The 19,876-nt window shown below is 72.4% G+C and carries 16 protein-coding genes; 9 read left to right on the forward strand and 7 right to left on the reverse strand.

Going from position 1 to position 19,876, the window contains the following annotated elements:
- Window positions 1-16 precede the first annotated feature (16 nt).
- Complete coding sequence (gene mnmA / locus DK419_RS14815; RefSeq protein ID WP_109959756.1) at window positions 17-1,165, reverse strand: tRNA 2-thiouridine(34) synthase MnmA; 1,149 nt, start codon at window positions 1,163-1,165, stop codon at window positions 17-19.
- 343 nt (window positions 1,166-1,508) lie between these two features.
- On the opposite strand from mnmA, the gene DK419_RS14820 reads away from it, so the two are divergent.
- The 9 genes from DK419_RS14820 (at window position 1,509) to DK419_RS14860 (ending at window position 11,784) form a co-directional block, all read left to right on the forward strand.
- Entirely contained in the window at window positions 1,509-2,882 is a 1,374-nt protein-coding gene (locus DK419_RS14820) for a flagellar hook-length control protein FliK (RefSeq protein ID WP_109959757.1), read from the forward strand.
- Between the two features lie 48 nt (window positions 2,883-2,930).
- Window positions 2,931-3,611, forward strand: coding sequence for a flagellar hook assembly protein FlgD (locus DK419_RS14825; protein WP_109959758.1), 681 nt, complete (start codon window positions 2,931-2,933; stop codon window positions 3,609-3,611).
- 112 nt (window positions 3,612-3,723) lie between these two features.
- Window positions 3,724-3,999, forward strand: coding sequence for a CtrA inhibitor SciP (gene sciP / locus DK419_RS14830; RefSeq protein WP_048436039.1), 276 nt, complete (start codon window positions 3,724-3,726; stop codon window positions 3,997-3,999).
- A 299-nt stretch (window positions 4,000-4,298) separates the two neighbouring features.
- Window positions 4,299-5,945, forward strand: coding sequence for a flagellar basal-body MS-ring/collar protein FliF (gene fliF, locus DK419_RS14835; protein WP_109959759.1), 1,647 nt, complete (start codon window positions 4,299-4,301; stop codon window positions 5,943-5,945).
- 86 nt (window positions 5,946-6,031) lie between these two features.
- Window positions 6,032-7,081, forward strand: coding sequence for a flagellar motor switch protein FliG (locus DK419_RS14840; RefSeq protein WP_109959760.1), 1,050 nt, complete (start codon window positions 6,032-6,034; stop codon window positions 7,079-7,081).
- A 76-nt stretch (window positions 7,082-7,157) separates the two neighbouring features.
- Window positions 7,158-7,787, forward strand: coding sequence for a FliH/SctL family protein (locus DK419_RS14845; RefSeq protein ID WP_109959761.1), 630 nt, complete (start codon window positions 7,158-7,160; stop codon window positions 7,785-7,787).
- 44 nt (window positions 7,788-7,831) lie between these two features.
- Complete coding sequence (gene fliN / locus DK419_RS14850) at window positions 7,832-8,182, forward strand: flagellar motor switch protein FliN (protein ID WP_109959762.1); 351 nt, start codon at window positions 7,832-7,834, stop codon at window positions 8,180-8,182.
- Between the two features lie 40 nt (window positions 8,183-8,222).
- Window positions 8,223-9,590, forward strand: a complete 1,368-nt coding sequence (gene flbD / locus DK419_RS14855) for a sigma-54-dependent transcriptional regulator FlbD (RefSeq protein WP_109959763.1) — start codon at window positions 8,223-8,225, stop codon at window positions 9,588-9,590.
- Between the two features lie 205 nt (window positions 9,591-9,795).
- Entirely contained in the window at window positions 9,796-11,784 is a 1,989-nt protein-coding gene (locus DK419_RS14860; RefSeq protein ID WP_109959764.1) for a methyl-accepting chemotaxis protein, read from the forward strand.
- Between the two features lie 103 nt (window positions 11,785-11,887).
- On the opposite strand, the gene DK419_RS14865 is transcribed toward DK419_RS14860, so the two are convergent.
- The 6 genes from DK419_RS14865 to DK419_RS14890 form a co-directional block, all read right to left on the reverse strand.
- On the reverse strand, window positions 11,888-12,139 hold the full coding sequence (locus tag DK419_RS14865; RefSeq protein WP_109959765.1) for a DUF6894 family protein: 252 nt from the start codon (window positions 12,137-12,139) through the stop codon (window positions 11,888-11,890).
- Window positions 12,140-12,260: 121 nt separating this feature from the next.
- Window positions 12,261-13,784, reverse strand: a complete 1,524-nt coding sequence (locus tag DK419_RS14870) for an ATP-binding cassette domain-containing protein (RefSeq protein WP_109959766.1) — start codon at window positions 13,782-13,784, stop codon at window positions 12,261-12,263.
- 34 nt (window positions 13,785-13,818) lie between these two features.
- Window positions 13,819-14,745 carry a branched-chain amino acid ABC transporter permease gene (locus DK419_RS14875; RefSeq protein WP_093566352.1) on the reverse strand — a complete coding sequence of 309 codons (927 nt, stop codon included), beginning with the start codon at window positions 14,743-14,745 and terminating at the stop codon, window positions 13,819-13,821.
- Window positions 14,746-14,794: 49 nt separating this feature from the next.
- Complete coding sequence (locus DK419_RS14880; RefSeq protein WP_109959767.1) at window positions 14,795-15,670, reverse strand: branched-chain amino acid ABC transporter permease; 876 nt, start codon at window positions 15,668-15,670, stop codon at window positions 14,795-14,797.
- Between the two features lie 259 nt (window positions 15,671-15,929).
- The gene (locus DK419_RS14885) at window positions 15,930-17,195 is read right to left on the reverse strand and encodes an ABC transporter substrate-binding protein (RefSeq protein WP_109959768.1); all 1,266 of its coding nucleotides are present in this window, start codon (window positions 17,193-17,195) and stop codon (window positions 15,930-15,932) included.
- Between the two features lie 232 nt (window positions 17,196-17,427).
- Entirely contained in the window at window positions 17,428-19,845 is a 2,418-nt protein-coding gene (locus DK419_RS14890) for a sensor domain-containing protein (RefSeq protein ID WP_109959769.1), read from the reverse strand.
- Between the last annotated feature and the right edge of the window lie 31 nt (window positions 19,846-19,876).

The following is a 19,876-nucleotide window of genomic DNA, read 5'->3' on the forward strand; positions in this document are numbered from 1 at the left end:
CGGCCCCGCGCGGGGGTCAGGCCGCGACCAGGCGCTCGGCCTCGACCCGCCGGATGGTGCCGCCGCCCAGGACCCGGGCGCGAGGTCCGTCATCGGCATAGATGACGCAGGCCTGGCCCGGCGACACCCCGTCCTCGGGGGTCGCCAGGGTGATCTCGGCGGATTCCGCGTCCGGGTTCCAGGACAGGAGGGCCGGGCGCGGCTCGCGGGTCGAGCGCACCCGCACCGCGACCGGCAGGTCGCGGGCCGCCGCGAGGGCCGCGTCGCCGAGCCAGTTCGGGTCGGCGAGGCGGATCACCGAGGTGGCGAGCGCCTCGCGCGGGCCGACGACCACCCGGGCCTCGCCGGGCTCGAGGCGCACGACGTAGAGCGGCTCGCCCGCCGCGACGTTGAGGCCGCGACGCTGGCCGACCGTGAAGCCGATGATGCCGTCGTGGCGGCCGAGCCGCCGCCCGTCGAGGTGGACGATCTCGCCCGGGCGCACCGCGTCGGGCCGCAGGCGCGCGATCACGTCCTGGTAGCGCCCCTGCGGCACGAAGCAGATGTCCTGGCTGTCGGGCTTGTCGGCGACGGCGAGGCCGAAGGCCTTGGCGAGCGCGCGGGTCTCGTCCTTCGGCCGCTCGCCGAGGGGAAAGCGCAGGAGGTCGAGCTGCTCGCTCGTCGTGGCGTACAGGAAGTAGCTCTGGTCCCGGGCCGGGTCGAGGGCGCGGTGGAGCGCCCGGCCGCCGCCGGGGAGCGCCCGGCTCGCGACGTAGTGGCCCGTCGCCAGCACGTCGGCGCCGAGGTCCCGGGCGGTCGAGAGCAGGTCGCGGAACTTGATCGAGCGGTTGCACTCGACGCAGGGGATCGGCGTCTCGCCCTGGAGGTAGCTGTCGGCGAAGCGGTCGATCACCGCCTCGCGGAACCGGTCCTCGTAATCGAGCACGTAGTGCGGGATCCCGATGACCTCCGCGGCGCGGCGGGCGTCGTGGATGTCCTGCCCCGCGCAGCAGGCGCCGCGGCGGTGGGTGGCCGCGCCGTGATCGTAGAGCTGCAGCGTGATCCCGACCACGTCGTAGCCCTCGCGCTTCAGGAGCGCGGCGACGACAGAGGAATCGACGCCCCCGGACATCGCCACGACGACGCGGGTGTCCTCCGGGGCCTTGTGCAGATCGAGCGAGTTCATGACCGTGCGAGGGGTTGTTCGGGCGGCTCCCCGGGAGAGATCCCGGCGCGCACGGGGGAGTCTATAGCGATCCGGCCGGGGTTCTGCCAGGGCACGCGCGCGGGAGCCGCGCCGGGACGGCGATGGGCAGGGCGATGGGCAGGGCGATGGGGAAATCGACCGGGAAGTTCTTGCCGGGGTCCCGGCAGATTCCGCCCGGGCGGCCGCCGCGAACCCCAGCCTCTTCGAAAATCATTCTTTCCCATCAGCATCTTAGCACGACCGGCGACGTGGCAGGCGGCTTGCTCCACCGGGGAGCAGGAGGTCGCCGATGCGGATCAGCGGAGCGGGTGAGGGGGGATGGATGGCGGGACGCGAGCCGGCCCGTCCGGCGCGGGCCGTCGCGTACGAGCCGTTCCGCCCCGCAGACGACGCGGCCGCGCGCCCCGCCCGCAACCCCCATCGGCCGCCGGAGCGGTCCCGTCCCGAGGCCGGCAGGCCCGAGGCGAGCCGCACGGAGGCGAACCGCCAGCGAGCGGACCGGGACGAGGCCCGGGCGGACGCAGCGCCGCCTGACGCCCGGATGCGCCGGGACGGGGCCCGGACGGCCGATGCGGCCGCGCGCCGGGACGATGCGGCGGCGGGAGACCGCGCCGGCAACACCCGCGCCGCCGAGGATCGCGCCGCCGAGAACCGCGCCGCGAAGGATGCCGCGGCCAGGGACGGCGCAGCCAGGAGCGCGGCCAAGAGCGATGCGGCCAAGAGCGATGCCGCGAAGGAGAACAGCGCGAAGGACGCCGCCGACGCGGACGCAGCGACGGACGCCGGCAGGGCGGACGCGACCGGCGCGAAGGCGCCCGCTTCGGCGCAGGCCGAAGCGGTCCGTTCGGCCGCCGCCGCGTCCGGCGAGCTGACGGAGGCCGGGGACGAGACGGAGACCGACGACGAGGACGAGGCGGCCGACGCCGTCCCGGCGGGGCCGGTCCCGTCGATCCTCGCGAGCCCCACGGTGGCCTCGGCGCCCGGCGCGGCGTCCGCCTCCGGCGCGGTGCAGGGCGGGGCGGGAGCCGAGGGCGCCGGGCGCCGGCAGGCGACGCTCCCCGCCGACCCGGGCAGGGCCGGGGCGGCGGTCGAGGGGCTGACGGTCGAGGCGGCGTCCGGCCGCAAGGACGGGCAGGGCGAGGGCGGCGCGAGCGCCGCCGCGCCGGACGGCCTGGCGGCCGCCGCCGCTCCTTCGCCCGCGCCGTCGGCGAAGGGCGCCGAGGCCCCGGCCGCCGCAGCCCCGCCGGCGGAGACCCGCCCTACGGTCTCGGTGCCGGCGACCCTGAGCGCCGTGCCGATCGCCATCGGGATGCGGGCGCTCGCCGGATCGAACCGCTTCGAGATCCGCCTCGACCCCTACGAGCTCGGCCGCATCGACGTGCGCCTCGACATCGACCGCGAGCAGGGCGCCGTGAAGGCCCACCTGGTGGTGGAGCGGCCCGAGACCCTGGCGCTGCTCCAGCGCGACGCCGGCAGCCTGCACCAGGCGCTCGCCCAGGCCGGCCTCAATCCCGGCGAGGCCGGCCTCAGCTTCTCGCTGTTCGACGGCGGCGGCAACGCGCCGCCGCGCGACCAGGCCGGCCGCGCGCCCGCCTCCGAGCGAGCCGAGCCCGGCCGGGCCGAGGCCGAGGCGCAAGCGGGCCTGCCGCCCTTGCGCGACCTCGGCCAGCGCCTCGGCCTCGACCTCAGAATCTAGGCAACATCCCGTGAGCTTCCCGATGACGCCCGACACGACGAGGTCCCGATGACCGCCGGCATCAGCAGCCTGACCAACCTCTCCGCCAAGACCAGCACCGGCGCAGGCTCCGGCGACGCCAGCACGATCGCCGGGAACTTCAACCAATTCCTGACCCTGCTGACGACGCAGCTGCAGAACCAGAACCCGCTCGATCCCCTCGACACCAACCAGTTCACCCAGCAGCTGGTGCAGTTCGCCTCGGTCGAGCAGCAGCTCAAGACCAACGACCAGCTCGGCAGCCTGATCACCGCCAGCAAGGCCTCGGCCGCGGCGACCGCCTCGGGGCTGATCGGCAAGACCGTGACGGCGGACGGCGCCACGACCTCGCTCGCCGAGGGCAGCGCGACCTGGAGCCTGAACCCGGCCCGGGCCGCCGCCAAGGCGGTGCTGTCGATCACGGACGCCAAGGGCAACGTCGTCGCCACCCAGACCAAGGCGCTCGCCGCCGGCAGCCAGGGCTTCACCTGGGACGGGCGCGCCTCCACCGGCCAGCTCGCCCCCAACGGCAAGTACACCCTGAAGGTGCAGGCCGTCGACGCGACTGGTGCGAGCGTCGCCGTCGACACCAAGATCAGCGGCACGATCACGAGCGTCGACGTCACCGGCGCCGAACCGGTCCTGACCATCGGCGACCGCACCGCCTCCCTCAGCAGCGTCGAGGCGATCGGTGGCACCGGCAGCAACTGATTCGGTGGATTGCTGTGGATTACGAATCACATGCGAGGGAAATGATTCAAGCAATCTTAAGCGCGGGTGCCTAGCGTCGGTCTCGACAGGTCAGTTGAGTGTAGAGCGTATCATGACCGAACCGCATCGCCCGAGGGCGAAGTATGTCATCGGCCCAGACGGAAGTCCGCTGACCATTGCCGACCTTCCCCCGACCGATACCCGCCGATGGGTGATCCGGCGGAAGGCGGAGGTCGTCGCCGCCGTGCGCGGCGGGCTCCTCAGTCTCGAGGAAGCCTGCCAGCGCTACACGCTGACCACCGAGGAATTCCTGAGCTGGCAGTACTCGATCGAGCAGCACGGCCTCGCCGGCCTGCGCACGACGCGGATCCAGCACTACCGCCAGTAAGGACGGCGCCCGCGCCCCGACCGGGACACGGGCGGGACTGCCGGGGATCGGCGGGGCGCGGGCCTCTCCACCCCCGGCGGGAGACAGGACCAGAGGAACTCTCCGGCTCCTCCGTCGGTGACCTTTCCGGACCGCACCGCGCCGCGCGCAAGCCCGGGACACCCTCGCTTCGCCCCGAAGCCGCGGTGTCCCGGGCTTGCGCGCGTCCATGTGCGCCGCGTTAACCAAGTCATAACCACGACCCGGCAAATTTTGCCTCGCGGGGGCCGATGGGGCTCCGATGGCGGGTGCGTGACGTCGTGAAGCCGGTCCTCGAATTGGTGGCCAAACTCGGGCCTGCGCGGCTCGCCGCGATGGGTGCGGTGACCCTCGCGCTCATCGGCTTCTTCGCCTTCGTCATCCTGCGGGTCTCGCGCCCCGAGATGGGCGTGCTCTACACCGACCTCTCGGTGCAGGATGCCGGCGCGGTGGTGCGCGACCTCGAGACCCGGGGCATCCGCTACGAGACCAGGGGCGATGCCGGCCAGACCGTGCTGGCGCCGCGCGGCGACCTCGCCCGCCTGCGGATGGACCTCGCCTCGAAGGGCCTGCCGAGCGCCGGCGGCGTCGGCTACGAGATCTTCGACAAGGGCGACGCGTTCTCGTCGACGAGCTTCGTCCAGAACGTCAACCACCTGCGGGCGTTGGAGGGCGAGCTCGCCCGCTCCATCCGGGCGATCGGCCGGGTGCAGGCGGCCCGCGTCCACCTCGTCCTGCCCGAGAAGCGGCTGTTCGCCCGCGACCGCGAGGCGCCGAGCGCGGCGATCGTGGTGCGGCTCGCCGGCGACCTCGACCCGGGCCAGGTCCGGGCGGTGCGCCACCTCGTCGCCTCGGCGGTGGAGGGCCTGAAGCCCGAGCGCATCTCGATCGTCGACGAGCGCGGGCGGCTGCTCGCCGACGGCGCCCGCGGGGCCGAGGACCAGGCGGGCATCGGGCTCGAGGAGCGCCAGACCGGGCTCGAGCGGCGCCTGCGCAACCAGGTCGAGGAGATCGTCGCCGGTATCGTCGGATCGGGCCGGGCCCGGGTGCAGGTGACGGCCGAGCTCGACGCCAACCGGATCGAGAGCCGCTCCGAGAGCTTCGATCCCGAGAGCCGGGTGGTGCGCTCGACCCAGACCCGCAGCGAGAGCACGCAGTCGCAGGGCAACGAGGGCGGCGTGAGCGTCGGCAACGAATTGCCCGGCGCCAACCAGGGCCAGCAGGCGCAAGGCCCGCGCGACGCCTCGACGAAGAACGAGGAGACCACGAACTACGAGATCTCCCGGGTGACGCGGACCGAGGTGAACGAGGGCGGCCGGATCAAGCGCCTGTCGGTGGCGGTGCTGATCGACGGCACCTACGCGGCCGGCCCCGACGGCAAGGCGGCCTACGCGCCGCGGCCCGCGGCCGAGCTCGAGCGGATCACCGCCCTGGTGCGCACCGCGGTGGGCTACGACAAGGGCCGCGGCGACCAGGTCGAGGTGGTGAACCTGCGCTTCGCCGAGACCCCGGCGGTACCGGAGCTGCAGGAGCCCGGCCTCCTCGCCTCGCTCCTGCAGCCGACCAAGGAGGACGTGCTGCGCGTCGCCGAGATGTCGGTGCTGTTCCTCCTCGGCCTCGTGGTGCTGATGACGGTGGTGCGCCCGCTGGTGCAGCGGGTGGTCACCTCGGACGTGCCGACGCTGGCACTCGGCCAGGTCACGGTCCTCAAGGAGGCCGGCGGCCTCGTGCTGGCGGCCGAGGGCGGGGCGGGCGGGGCGGCCATGGCCGAGATGCCGCTGCCCGAGAGCCCGGCCAGCCGCCTCGTCGAGTTCGCCAAGATCAACGGCAAGATCCAGGCCCAGACGGTCGAGCGCGTCGTCGACATCGTGAAGACCAACCCGACCGAGACGGTCGAGGTGCTGCGCACCTGGATCAACGACCGCTGAGGCTCCTCCCCAGCACCCCCGGCCCGGCGCGGCGCTGAGCCGGCCCCCCTCACGACTTCGACCCGCCCGAGGATTGAGCCGACGCCATGGCCGCGACCACGATGCCGATCCCTCGACCGACCGCCGGGGCCGCGGGCTTCGCCGAGATGCCCGGCGCGCAGCGCGCCGCCGCGCTCCTGCTGCTGCTCGGCGAGGAGGAGGGCGCGCCGATCTGGCGGATGCTGGAGGAGGACGAGATCAAGAAGGTCTCGCACGCCATGGTGCAGCTCGGCTCGCTCGAGGCCGACGTGGTCGAGCACCTCATCATCGACTTCGTGTCGCGGCTCTCGGCCAGCGGCGGCATCACCTCGAGCTTCGAGCGCACCGAGGCGCTGCTGCTCAAGATCTTCCCGCCCGAGCAGGTCTCGGTGATCATGGCCGAGGTGAAGGGCGCCTCGGGCCGCCGGGTCTGGGCCAGCCTGACCCAGATCGATCCCGAGATCCTGGCCTCGTTCCTGCGCAACGAGTACCCGCAGACGGTCGCGGTGATCCTGTCGCGGGTGCGCTCGGACTACGCCGCCCGGGTGCTGACGATCCTGCCGGAGGACTTCGCCATCGACGTCCTCAACCGCATGCTGCGGATGGAGACGGTGCAGAAGGAGGCCCTGCGCCACATCGAGGAGATCCTGCGGGTCGAGTTCGTCTCGACCATCGCCCAGACCACCCGGCGCGACGCCCACGAGCTGCTCGCCGACGTGTTCAACGCCTTCGACCGCCAGACCGAGATCCGGTTCCTGGCCGCCCTCGACCAGGCCAATCGCGGCTCGGCGAAGAAGATCCGCCAGCTGATGTTCACCTTCGACGACCTGATGAAGCTCGACGCCGGCAGCGTCCAGACCCTGATGCGCAGCGTCGACCGCGACGTGCTGGCCCGGGCGCTGAAGGGCGCGTCCGATCCGGTCCGGGCGTTCTTCTTCGCCAACATGTCGAGCCGGGCGGCCAAGAACATGCAGGACGAGATGGGCTCGCTCGGGCCGATCCGCCTCAAGGAGGTCGACGAGGCCCAGTCGCGGATGACCGACCTCGCCAAGGACCTGGCCGAGAAGGGCGAGATCATGATCGCCAAGAACAGCGCCGAGGAGGAGCTGGTCTACTGATGCGCGCCCGCGAGAGCCGAACCCCCGTCCTCGACATGCCCGTCCTCGACATGCCCGGCCCGGGAGGGACCGCCTGATGGCGCAGATCCGGCGCTTCCTGTTCGACACCGATTTCCGCCATCCCGACGGCAAGCCCGCGCGGGAGGAGGCCGGCGGCCCCGCGGGCCAGGCCGAGGCCCAGGCCGCCGCGCAGGCGGCCGAACGGGCCGCGCTCGAGGCCGAGGCCTTCGCCCGCGGCCTGCAGGAGGGGCGCGCCCAGGCCGAGGCGCAGGTGCAGGCGCGCCTCGCCGACGCCCTCAACCGGGTCGCCGCCGCGGCCTCCGGCATGATCGGCGCGCAGGACGCGCGCGACGCCGAGCGCGAGGCCCAGGCCCTCGACTTCGCGGTGGCGCTCGGGCGCAAGATCGCGGGCGCGGCCCTCGACAGCCAGCCGGTCGCGGCGATCGCGGAGGCGGCGGGCCGCGCGCTGCAGCACCTGCGCGGCGTGCCCCACCTGGCGATCCGGGTCCACGACGCCCTCGTCGAGGAGACCGAGGCCCGGGTGGCGCGGCTCGCCCGCGAGCGCGGCTACGAGGGCCGCCTCGTCGTCCTCGGCGATCCCGGCCTGGCGCCGGGCGACGCCCGCATCGAGTGGGCCGACGGCGGCATGGTGCGCGAGCGCGCGGCGATCGAGTCCGCCGTGCTCTCGGCGCTCGCCCCCGCCTGACCCGCCGGCCCGATCCTCCTTCCTCTTCCCAAGGGTACCCCCCGATGACCTCCGACAACGATCTCGGCCTGCCGCAGCTCAGCGAGGCGGACCTCGCCTTCGACACCGCGGCGACCGGCGCGATGCGCGACGTGCCGGCCGCCGCCAAGTCGGCGGCCGACCTCGAGCAGGTCTTCGACGTGCCGGTGATGGTGTCGGCGGTGCTCGGCTCGTCGCGGATGCCGATCGGCGACCTCCTGCGCCTCGGCCCCGGCACGGTGCTCGAGCTCGACCGCAAGGTCGGCGAGGCGATCGACATCTTCGTCAACAACCGCCTCGTCGCCCGCGGCGAGGTGGTGCTGGTGGAGGAGCGCCTCGGCGTGACGATGACCGAGATCGTCAAGGCCGACGGCTGAACCCCGCCCCACCCGAAACCGACGCACCGGAGGATCCGCCATGCGGCTCTTGATCATCGGACGCCTGAACGGCGAACTCGTCACCGCCTCCCGGATCGCGATGAGCCGCGGCGCCGCCGTGACCCAGGCCGACGGGATCGAGCAGGGGCTGAACGTCCTGCGGATCAAGGGCGCCGACCTGATCATGGTCGACGTGTCGCTGCCGATCCGCACCCTGGTGGCGGCGCTCGGTGACGAGCGCATCCGCACGCCGGTGGTGGCCTGCGGCACCGGCACCGATGCCAAGGCGGCGGTGGCGGCGATCCAGGCCGGCGCCAAGGAGTACATCCCGCTGCCGCCCGACCCCGAGCTGATCGCGGCGGTGCTCGAGGCGGTGGTGGCGGATGCCCGGGCCTTCGTGTGGGGCGACGCCTCGATGGAGCGGGTGGTCAGGCTCGCCGAGCAGGTGGCGCGCTCCGACGCCTCGGTGCTGATCACCGGCGAGAGCGGCACCGGCAAGGAGGTGCTGGCGCGCCACGTCCACGCCCGCTCCAACCGGGCCCAAAAGCCCTTCGTCAGCGTGAACTGCGCGGCGATCCCCGACGCGCTGCTCGAATCCGAGCTGTTCGGCCACGAGAAGGGCGCCTTCACCGGCGCGGTGGCCCGGCGCATCGGCCGGTTCGAGGAGGCGAACGGCGGCACGCTGCTCCTCGACGAGATCTCCGAGATGGACGTCCGGCTCCAGGCCAAGCTCCTCAGGGCGCTGCAGGAGCGGGTGATCGACCGGGTCGGCGGCACCCAGCCGGTGAAGGTCGACATCCGGGTGCTCGCCACCTCGAACCGCAACCTCGCCGAGGAGGCGCGGAAGGGCACGTTCCGGGAGGACCTGCTCTACCGCCTCAACGTCGTGAACCTGCGCCTGCCGCCGTTGCGCGACCGCCCGGCCGACATCCTCGAGCTCGCCGGCCACTTCGCCCGCAAATACGCCGAGGCCAACGGGCTCTCGGTCCGGCCGCTCTCGGCCGAGGCGCGGCGCCTCGTGACCCAGAGCCAGTGGCCCGGCAACGTGCGCGAACTGGAGAACACCCTGCACCGGGCGGTGCTGCTGGCGAGCGGCCCCGAGATCGACGCCGACGCGATCCGCTCGCCGGAGGGCGACGCGCTCGGCGCCGGCCCGGCCGGCGCCGCCGCCCGGGCGGTCCAGGTCGCCGAGGCGGTGACCCGGGGCTTCGTCGGCCGCTCGCTCGCCGATGTCGAGCGCGACCTGATCCTCGACACGCTCGACCACTGCCTCGGCAACCGCACCCACGCCGCCAAGATCCTGGGCATCTCGATCCGCACCCTGCGCAACAAGCTCAACGAGTATACCGGCGCCGGAATCCCGGTGGCCGAGCCCGGCCACACGCGGGCGCTGGCGGCCTACGGCTGAGGCGCGGCGGCGATCGGCCGGGGGCCGGCGCTCCGCCGATTCCCGGCGTTTCCGTCCTCCGGCCGGCCCTGTTAGTTCTATCAAAGTTCATCATCGTCCTATGGACGAGGCGGCGAGACGAAAAAACGCTCATTCTTTAATCGTGCCTTAGCGGACACATCCCATCGTCCCCGGGAGAACGAGCCTGAGCGGGACGACGGGGCCGATGAAGACAGGGATCAAGGGCGGGCGACTCGCCCGGATGTCGATCAAGGCGCGGATCTTCGTCGGGTTCGGCGTCGTGCTGGCGACGACCGTCGGCGTGGCGGCGTCGGGCTACATGCTGGTGACGCAGGTCAATTCGGACTTCGCCGAGTACCAGCAGAACCGCGCCAAGACCGAGCACGTCCGCTCCGTCGACATGGCGATGATGCAGACCCGCTTCGAGCTGAGCCGCTGGCTGCAGCGCTTCGACCCGGCGGCGCTCAAGGTCGCGCGGGACTACCTCGACAAGTCCCTCGGCCTGATCGAGCGCGGCCCCGCCGTCGGGCTCTCGGCCGACGAGCTCGCGGCCAGCACCGCGATCGCCCGGGCGCTGCGCACCTACGGCGACGAGTACGCGATCCTCGCCCGGATCAAGGAGGAGGAGACCGCGCTCCTCGGCCGCGAGATCGACCAGGCCGGCGACCAGGTCGCCGCGAGCCTGTCGCAGCGGCGCACCCGCGCCTTCGAGGCCGGCGACATCGACCAGGCCCGGATGCTGAACGGCGCCGCCGACGCGTTCCAGGCCGCCCGCGAGCAGGTGGCCCAGTTCAAGACGACGGGGGACGCCAAGCACCTGGCGGCGGCGGGCCAGTCGGCGGGGTCGGCGCAAGCAAAGCTGCAGGCCAATGCCGACCTCACGGCGAAGATGACCGCCTGGCGCGGGGCGCTCGAGCGCGCCGCTTCGCTCTCGGCCGAGTGGGGCCGGCACCTGAAGCTCTCCCGCGCCGCCCGGGACGAGTCGATGAAGACCTCCGAGGCCCTGCTGACGGGGGTGACGCGCGAGGGGCTGGCGGCCGAGGAGGATTTCGCCCGCAGCGTCGCGCACGGCACCACGAGCTTCCTCGCCAAGGCGCTCGGCATCGTGCTCCTCGGGATCCTGATCTCGCTCCGGCTCGCCGGCTCGATCACCCGGCCGCTGCAGCGCCTCTCGGGCGCCATGGCGGCGCTCGGCGGCGGCGCCCGGACGATCGCGGTGCCGGACACGCACCGGGCCGACGAGATCGGCGCGATGGCGCGCACCGTCGCGCTGTTCCGCGACGGGCTCGTCGAATCCGAGCACCGCGACGCGATCCAGCGCCGGGACACCGACGCCAAGGTGGAGCGGGCGCGCCACCTCGAGGCGCTGACCCGGGGCTTCGAGGGCAAGGTCTCGGCCCTGATCGCGAGCCTGACCGCGGCGGCGGGGGAGATGGAGGGGGCGGCCCGCTCGATGTCGCACTCGGCCGCCGAGGCCTCGAGCCTGTCGGCGGGCGTGGCGGAGGCGGCGAGCCAGACCTCGGCCAATGTCGGGGGCGTGGCGAGCGCGACGGACGAGCTGTCCGCCAACATCGACGAGATCGTGGGGCAGGTCGCCCGGTCCTCGGTCATCGCCGGCCGCGCCGACGCGGAGGCCGCGCGCACCGAGGCGACGATCCGGGCGCTGGCGGCGGGCGCGCAGCAGATCGGCGACGTGGTCCAGCTCATCACCAGCATCGCCGGGCGGACCAACCTTCTCGCGCTCAACGCCACGATCGAGGCGGCGCGGGCCGGCGAGGCGGGTCGCGGCTTCGCGGTGGTGGCCGCCGAGGTCAAGGACCTCGCCACCCGCACCGCGCGGGCGACCGACGAGATCGCCGGCCAGATCGGCAGCATCCAGGCCCAGACGACGCAGGCGGTCCAGGCGATCGAGACGATCGGCGGCACGATCCGCGACATGAACGCCATCGCCACCGGGGTCGCGACCGCGATGGAGCGTCAGAGCGCCGCCACCGGCGAGATCGCCCGCAACGTCCAGCACGCCGCCCACAGCACGCAGGTGGTCTCAGGGCACATCGACGCGGTGCAGCAGGGCGCCGACCGCACCGGCGGCACCGCCCACCAGGTGCTGCGCGCCGCCCGGGACCTCGCGCAGCAGGCCGCGACGCTCGAGCGCGAGATCGGCGGGTTCGTGACGGAGATCAAGGCGGCGTAGCGCCGTCGACCTATCTGCCGCCCTCCCGTGTCGTGACGGACTCCGCCGTCGCGGCCCCGGAACGGCGCGGAGGCTGTGCCTTCGGTCGGGTTCGATCGTCCGCCTAATGCGCCTGCAACCGCGGGATCGCGTCCGCGAACCGCGCGATCGGCAGGAAGACGCTGAAGCGGCGCTCCTTGTCCTCGACGTGGATGATCGCCTCCTTCCACTCGGGCTCGCGGCAGGCGCGCCGCTTCAGCAGCACCGCGATATGCGCCGAACAGGTGATGATCTCGTGCGGCTCCTCGAGCTCGACGCCGCGGGTGTCCCGGATGAGACGGCTGCCGACCTGGAAATGGAAGTAGTAGCAGGACATTCCGCTCTCTCCTGGGGCTGGCTGTCCTGCACGAGTACGGCCCCTGGTCTCCGGCTGCCTTAACCCGAGTCAAGCGTTTTTCGATTCCCGCCTCGGCGCGGGCGGTCTCGTCCTGCACCGCCTACAGGTAGCCGGTGCCGGCTTCCGCCGCGAAGCGGTCGGGCGGGCCCTCCCAGACGATGCGGGCGTGCTCCAGCACGTAGACCCGGTCGGCGTGCGGCAGCGCGAAGGTGACGTTCTGCTCGCCCAGCAGCACCGTGATCGGCGTGGTCTGGCGCAGGCGCTCGAGCGCCTTCGAGAGCTGCTCCAGGATCACCGGCGCGAGGCCGAGCGTCGGCTCGTCGAGGATCAGGAGGCGTGGCTTCATCATCAGGGCGCGGGCGATGGTGAGCATCTGCTGCTCTCCCCCCGAGAGGGTGCGGGCCATCTGGCCGCCGCGGCTCTTGAGGATCGGAAACAGCTCGAACAGCCATTCGAGCTGGCGCGCGCTCTCGGCCTTGGGGAGGTGCTGGCCGCCGAGGTCGAGGTTCTCGCGCACGCTCATCTCGCCGAACAGCTCGCGGGTTTCCGGCACCTGGACGATGCCCCCCTTGGCGATGCTCGCCGGCGTGCGCCTCGCCAGCGACTCGCCGGCGAAGCTGATCCTGCCGGAATGCGGGACGAGGCCGGAGATCGCGTTGAACAGGGTCGTCTTGCCGGCGCCGTTGAGGCCGACCACCGAGACGAACTCGCCCTCGTGCACGTGCAGGCCGACCCCGCGCAGGGCCTGGGCCTTGCCGTAGAGCACGTCGAGCCCCTCGACCTTGATGAGCGGCTCGCCGGAGAAGCTGGCTTCCGGCCGCGCCGCCGTCTCGATGCTGCCGCCGAGATAGACCCGGCGCACGGTCTCGTTGCGCATCACCTCGGCGGCGGTCCCCTCGGCGACGCGCTCGCCGAGATACATCGCGAAGACCCGGTCGACGAGGGCCGACACGCTCTTCACGTTGTGGTCGACGAGGAGCACCGCCTTGCCCTCGTCGCGAAAGCCGCGGATCAGGGCGGAGAAATCCGCGACCTCGCCGGAGGTGAGCCCCGCGAAGGGCTCGTCGACGAGCACGACCTGCGGATCGCGGGCGATCGCCTTGGCGAGCTCCATCCGGCGCAGGTCGGCGAAGGGCAGGGTGCCGGGGCGCCGGTCCATCACGGCCCCGAGGCCCACCCGCTCGGCGATGGCCCGCGCCCGCGTCTCGACGCCCGGATCGGCGAAGAGCCGGATCAGGCTGTCGGGCAGGAGCGCGAGCTTGATGTTCTCCAGCACCGTCTGCCGGTGGAGCGGCCGGGAGTGCTGGAAGACGAGGCCGACGCCGGCGCGCGCCACCCGGTGCGAGGGCCAGCCGGCGATCTCGGCGCCGTCGAGCCGGATGCTGCCGGCATTCGGCCGCTCCAGCCCCATGATGAGCTTCATCACCGTGGACTTGCCCGAGCCGTTCGGCCCGATCAGCCCGACGATCTCGCCGGCCCGCACGGTGAAGCCGATCGATTTCGCCGCGACGAGGCCGCCGTAGCGCTTGGTCAGCCCCTCGACCGCCAGCAGCGGCGGGGCGGCGTCCGGCGCGGGGCGCGCGGCGGAGGGCAGGGGGGAGGAGGCGAGGCCGGCCGCACTCATGAACGCAACCCTTGTGACGCGAATGACGTGGGCATCAGGCGTGCCGCCCCTGCCGGGTGAGGATCCCGAGGAGGCCTGCCGGCACGAACAGGATGACGGCGAGCGCCGCGGCCGAGACCACGAAGGTCGAGAGCGAGCCCAGCGGCCGCAGCAGCTCGCCGGCGGCGATCAGGAACACCGCGCCGAGCACCCCGCCCACGATGGTGCGCCGCCCGCCGAGCACCGCCCCGATGATGACCTGGACGCCGACCGAGACGTCGACCAGCGTGCCGACCGAGGCGGTGCCCATGTAGAAGACGAACAGCGCGCCCGCGAGCCCGGAGAACACCGCGCTGACGCAGAACGCCGCGAGCTTGTGCTTGGCGACGTTGAAGCCGAGCGCGCCGGCCTCGACCGGGTCCTGCCCGCTCGCCTGCAGGATCAGCCCGACCGGCGAGACCGCGATGGCGTAGAGGATGAGCCCGCTCACCCCCATGAAGCCGAGCGCGATCCAGTAGTTGGTGGCGGCGTCGATGCTGATGACGTCGGGCACGGTGAGCCCGATCTCGCCGCCGGTGGTGTCGGCGAAGACGACGATCAGGTTCTGCAGGATCAGCACCGCGACGACGGTGGTGAGGCCGAAATACGGGCCCCGCACCCGGAGCGCCGGCAGGGCCAGGACGAGGCCGCCGATCACCGCCGCGACCGTGCCGGCCAGCAGGCAGAGCGGGATGCCGACGCCGTGTCCGTTGAGGATGCCGGCGGTGTAGGCCCCGAGACCGATCAGGAAGGTCGGCCCGAAATTGACCTCGCCGGCGAAGCCGAACAGCAGGTCCCAGGCCATCGAGAACACGCCGAAGTAATACGCGACGGTGAGGAGCCCGAGGATGTAGCCCGAGACCCAGAGCGGCAGCACGCTGGCGAGCGCGAGGCCGATCAGGCAGAGCCAGAACAGCGGATTGCGGAGAGTCTTGGCGAGCATGGGGCCTCTTGCGGAAAAGAGGTGAGGCGAGATCGGGTGAAGCCCGGCGTCAGCGGCGCCCGAGCAGGCCTTGCGGGCGGACATACATCACGGCGACGAGGAGCAGCAGCGCCGGGATCGTCCGGTAGGCCGGGGAGACGAGGTAGGCGGTGAGCGTCTCGAGGTAGCCGACGACGTAGGCCGCGATCAGCGAGCCCGAGACGCTCCCCAAGCCCCCCAGCACCACGATCGAGAAGGCGCTGGCGGTGAGCGGGCCGACGCTGTAGCTCGACACGCCGAGGAACTGGCCGAGCAGCACCCCGGCGATGCCCGCGAGCACGCCGTAGATGAGCCAGATCGCGACGTAGATCCTGGACAGCTCGAAGCCCAAGAGCGTCACGCCGCGGGGGTTCATCGAGGCCGCGAGCAGCACCTTGCCGGTGCGGGTGCGGTTGACCAAGAGCCACAGGAGCCCGATCGTCGCCCAGCACACCACCGCGGTGAAGACCTGGTTCCACGGCGTGCGCACGCCCGCGATGGTGACGACGCCCTCGACGATCGGCATCACCGTCTTGGCGTTGCTGGTGAACAGGTAGGCGATGAACTCCTGGATCATGATGCCCCAGAGCAGCGTGCCGGTGAGGATGAAGATCTCCTTCTCCTCCGGCGGAATCGCCCGGGACCTGTCGATCGGCCGCACCACCACGCCGTAGGTGGCGAGCGTGAGCCCCGTGCACACCGCGACGCCCGCGGCGGCGCCGGCGTAGGAGCCGAGGCCGTACTCGCTCGACGCCGCCCAGGCCACCACCGCGGCGGTGACCATGAGCGCCCCGTGCGAGAGGTTGAGCACCCCCGAGACGCCGAAGATGAGGGTGAAGCCGGTGGCGCCGAGCGCGTAGAGCGCCGAGATGGCGAAGCCGTCGATGAGGATCTGGATCGCGGTCATGGGGCTCGCTTGGGCAAGTCGTGGCGAGACGCGCGCGAACTCCCCTCTCCCGAGTGGGAGAGGGGTCGGGGGATCGAAGATCCCGCGTGAGGGTGGCGCGGGCTCAGGATGGAACTCAACCGTTCAGCTGCCAGCACGACGGCCACAGTTTCATACTGAAGCGCGCCACCCTCGCGCGATCTTCGATCGTCCCTACCCCTCTCCCACTCGGGAGAGGGGATCCCGCGCTGGCTGGATCGGGGGTCAGTTCAAGGTGGGCTCAGTTCGCCGCCGTGCCCGCCTTGACGAAGCTCGGGAAGGTCATCTTCCCGTTGGCGACGGTCGAGGGCCAGATCGCCAGCTGCTTGCCGTCCTGCCACTGCATCATCATGCCCGAGACGAGGCCCGGGCCGTACTTGATCGAGTGGGTGAACTCGTCGTCCTTGCCGTAGAACTGGATGCGCCCGAGGGTGCCCTCCCAGTCGGTCGTCTCGAGCGCCTCGACGAGCTTGTCGGGATCGGTCGAGCCGGCCCGCTTCACCGCGTCGGCGATGTAGTAGACCTCGTCGTAGGCGGTGTAGCCGGCATATCCCGGATAGCTGCCGTACTTGGCCTTGAACGCCTCGGCGAAGGGCGCGGTCTTCGGCGTCACGTTGGTGCCGGGGGCGGCGAACATCTCGAACAGCACGCCCTCCGTCGCGCCATTCGTCTCCTTCCAGAACGTGGCGTTGGTCGCCTGCGAGGCGATGCCGACCATCGGGATCGGCACCTGCTGGCTGCGCCACTGCACCGTCGGCTGCACGCCGACATGCGAGATGCCGGTGACGATCACGTCGGGCTTGGCGCCCTCGATGCGGCTGAAGATCGGGTTGAAGTCGGTCGTGCTCGGCGAGAACCGGATGTGGTCGAGCACCTTGAGGCCGGCCTTCGGCAGGCACTCCTTGTAGCCCTCGTCGAGCGGCTTCGTCCACGCCGCGTCCTCGCTCATGATGACGGCGGTCTTCATCTGGCGGCCCTCGGCCAGGATCGCCTTGGCGGCGTCGCAGACGGCCTGGGACTGCGCCTTCGAGGTCAGGTAGCCGTGGAAGGAGTACTTGTAGCGGGCGTAGTCCTTGTGGACGTTGAGCGGGATCTCGTTCGAGGCCGCGCCCGGGGTGATGAAGGGCAGCTTCAGGCGGGCCGACCAGGGCTGGAGGGCCAGCACCACCTCGCTGATGTAGCTGGCGATGACGGCGTGGGCCTTGTCCTCGCTCGCCGCGCGCTGGAAGGCGCGGACCGAGTCGGCGGCCGAGCTCTTGTTGTCGTAGGTGATGATCTCGATCTTGCGGCCGTCCATGCCGCCCTTGGCGTTGATCTCGTCGGCGGCGAGCTGGGCGGCCTGGGGAATCGCCGCACCGGCGATCGCCTGCGCCTCCGCGATCACCGCGATGCGGATCGGATCGGCGGCCTGAACGGTCGAGAGCGAGGCATTGGCGGCCAACAGAATGGTCGAACCAAGCAACGCGCGGACGAGCCGCCGCCTGGCGACGGATGCGCACTCCAGCATGACGTTCCCTCTTCCGGCCGCTGTTTGATTGATGGCGTCGCGGCTCGGGCCGGGAGTGTAACGGCAGTGGGATCGATCACAAGATGCTGAACGTGATCGGGTGGCGGGGACCAGGGATTACGGCGCGAGCCATCACGTGGGTGCATGGCTGCGCGCCCTGCCGGATCTCCGGACGGTCGGGCGCTTCCGCGACGGCGCGGGGCACCCGGGCGACGCGGATCCGTCCGCGCCGTCACGCCCCCAGCATCGGCGCCACCGCGTCGGCCGGGACCGGCCGGCTGATGAGGTAGCCCTGCACCTCGGTGCAGCCGGCCGCGCGCAGGTGGGCGAGCTGCTCCTCGGTCTCGACGCCCTCGGCGGTGGTCGTCATGCCGAGGCTGTCGGCCAGCGTCGTCACCGCCCGCACGATGGCCAGCGCGTCCGGGCGCACGGAGAGGTCGGCCACGAAGGAGCGGTCGATCTTGATCTTGTCGAACGGGAACGCCCGCAGGTAGCCGAGGGACGAGTACCCGGTGCCGAAATCGTCCATGGCGATGCGCACCCCGAGCCGCTTGAGCCGGTGGAGGATCGCGAGCGTCGATTCGCTGTCCTGCAGGAGCACGCCCTCGGTGATCTCGAGCTCGAGCCGGCGCGGGTCGAGGCCCGCGTCGCGCAGGGCCGCGATCACCACGGCGTCGATGTCGCCGCCGCGGAACTGCACCGGCGAGAGGTTGACCGAGACCCGGACTCCTTCCGGCCAGCGCGCCGCCTCGCGGCAGGCCTGGCGCAGCACCCACTCGCCGAGCGGCACGATCATGCCGGTCTCCTCGGCGACCGGCACGAAGGCGGCGGGGCTCACCACGCCGCGGACCGGATGGTGCCAGCGCAGGAGCGCCTCGAATCCGGCGATCCGGTCGCCGGAGAGGCCGAGGAACGGCTGGAACGCGAGGGCGAAGTGCTGCTCGGCCAGCGCGGTCCTGAGGTCGATCTCGACGGTCCGCCGCGCCTGGATCGCCACGTCCATGGCGGGCTCGAAGAAGCGGTGGGTGCCCCGGCCCTCGGCCTTGGCGCGGTAGAGCGCCAGGTCGGCGGCCCGCATCAGCCCCTCGGGATCCTGCCCGTCCGCCGGGGCGAGGGCGAGGCCGACGCTGAGGCCCACGGCGATGCGCTTGCCGTCGATGTCGTAGTCGCGCCCCACCGCGGCGATCAGCCGGCCGGCGAGGCGCCCGGCCCGGAAGCGCGAGGTCGGCGTCAGGACGACGGCGAACTCGTCGCCGCCCAACCGCGCCAGGGTGGCGAGCCCGGTCCCGGCCTCGTCGCGGATCTCGGCGGCCAGCCGGGCCGCCACCTGGCGCAGGAGCTTGTCGCCGACGGCGTGGCCGAGGGTGTCGTTGACCGTCTTGAAGCGGTCGAGGTCGAGGCAGAGAACCGCCGTCCCCCCGCCGCCGCGCCCCAGGGCGTCGGCCAGGCCCTCGTGCAGCAGGGCGCGGTTGGGCAGGCCGGTCAGCGCGTCGTGGCGCGCCATGTGGACGATCTGGGCCTCGGCGCGCTTGGCCGCGGTGACGTCCTCGTGGACGGTCACGAAGCCGCCCTCCGGCGTCGGCGCGTAGGTCACAGCGATGACCCGTCCGTCGACGAGGGTCTGGTCGAGGCGGTAGCGGGTGCGGGTGGCCAGCCGCACGCTCACCTGCCGCCAGGCCTCCTCCGGCGCGAGGCCGGGGAAGTTGCCGGCCTCGGTGCGCCGGTGGATCAGCTCCTCGGCGGTGATGCCCGGATGCACCGTCTCGGGCGACAGGCCGTAGAGGTCGAGGAACTGCCGGTTGACGACCGTCACCCGGTGCTCGGCGTCGAACAGGACGAGGCCGTGCGACATGTGAGTCAGCGCGTGGTCGAGACGGCGGTTCTGCTCGGCCAGGGCCGCGTCGGCGCGCGCCCGGTCGGTCGCGTCCTCGTGCACCACCATGGTGCTGCCGTCCGGCAGCGGCGCGATGGTGGTCCTGAGCAGGAGGCCGCTCGGCAGCAGCCGCTCGCGCTGCAGCCGGACCCGCCGGCCGACGCGCTCGGCGACGAAGGCGCACGCCTCGTCGGGGGTCAGGCCCGGATAGTTGCCGAGACGGGCACTGGCACGGATCATCGTCTCGATCGGCGTGCCGGGGCGCATCAGACCGGCCGGCAGATCGTAGAGGTCGCGCAGGCGGTCGTTGAAGGCGATGAGCCGCAGGTCGGCGTCGAACACGCTGACGCCGATCGGCATGTTCTCCACCGCCGCCGCGAAGCGCCGCGCCTGCGCCTCCAGGCAGCGCGCCTGCGCCTCGAGGCAGCGCGCCCGTTCGTCGGGGCCGGCCGGCGATCCCGGGACCTCGGCGCAGACGCCGCGCCACCCTGCGATCGATCCGTCCGGCGCATGACGCGGCGCCCCGCCGAAGCGGAACCAGCGGGTCCGCCCGTCGCGGTGCCGGTGGGCGAGGACGTGGTCCCGGAACGGCGCGCGGCCGCGAAGCGGCGCGTCGTCCGGAGGCCCGTCGCCGTCGAGACCCGGCCAGGGTCGCCCGATCGGCGCCGCCTCGCCGGTCAGCGCCGCGTAGCGCCCCCGCACCGCCGTCAGCCGCAGGTCCGCATCGGTCTCCCAGGACCAGTCGGCGGCGATGGTGTCGAGGTCGTCGGGCAGCATGAAGCGGTCTTCTGCGAGCCCTCGATGGTTC

It is taken from the genome of Methylobacterium terrae (assembly GCF_003173755.1).
GTDB classification, from domain to species: domain Bacteria; phylum Pseudomonadota; class Alphaproteobacteria; order Rhizobiales; family Beijerinckiaceae; genus Methylobacterium; species Methylobacterium terrae.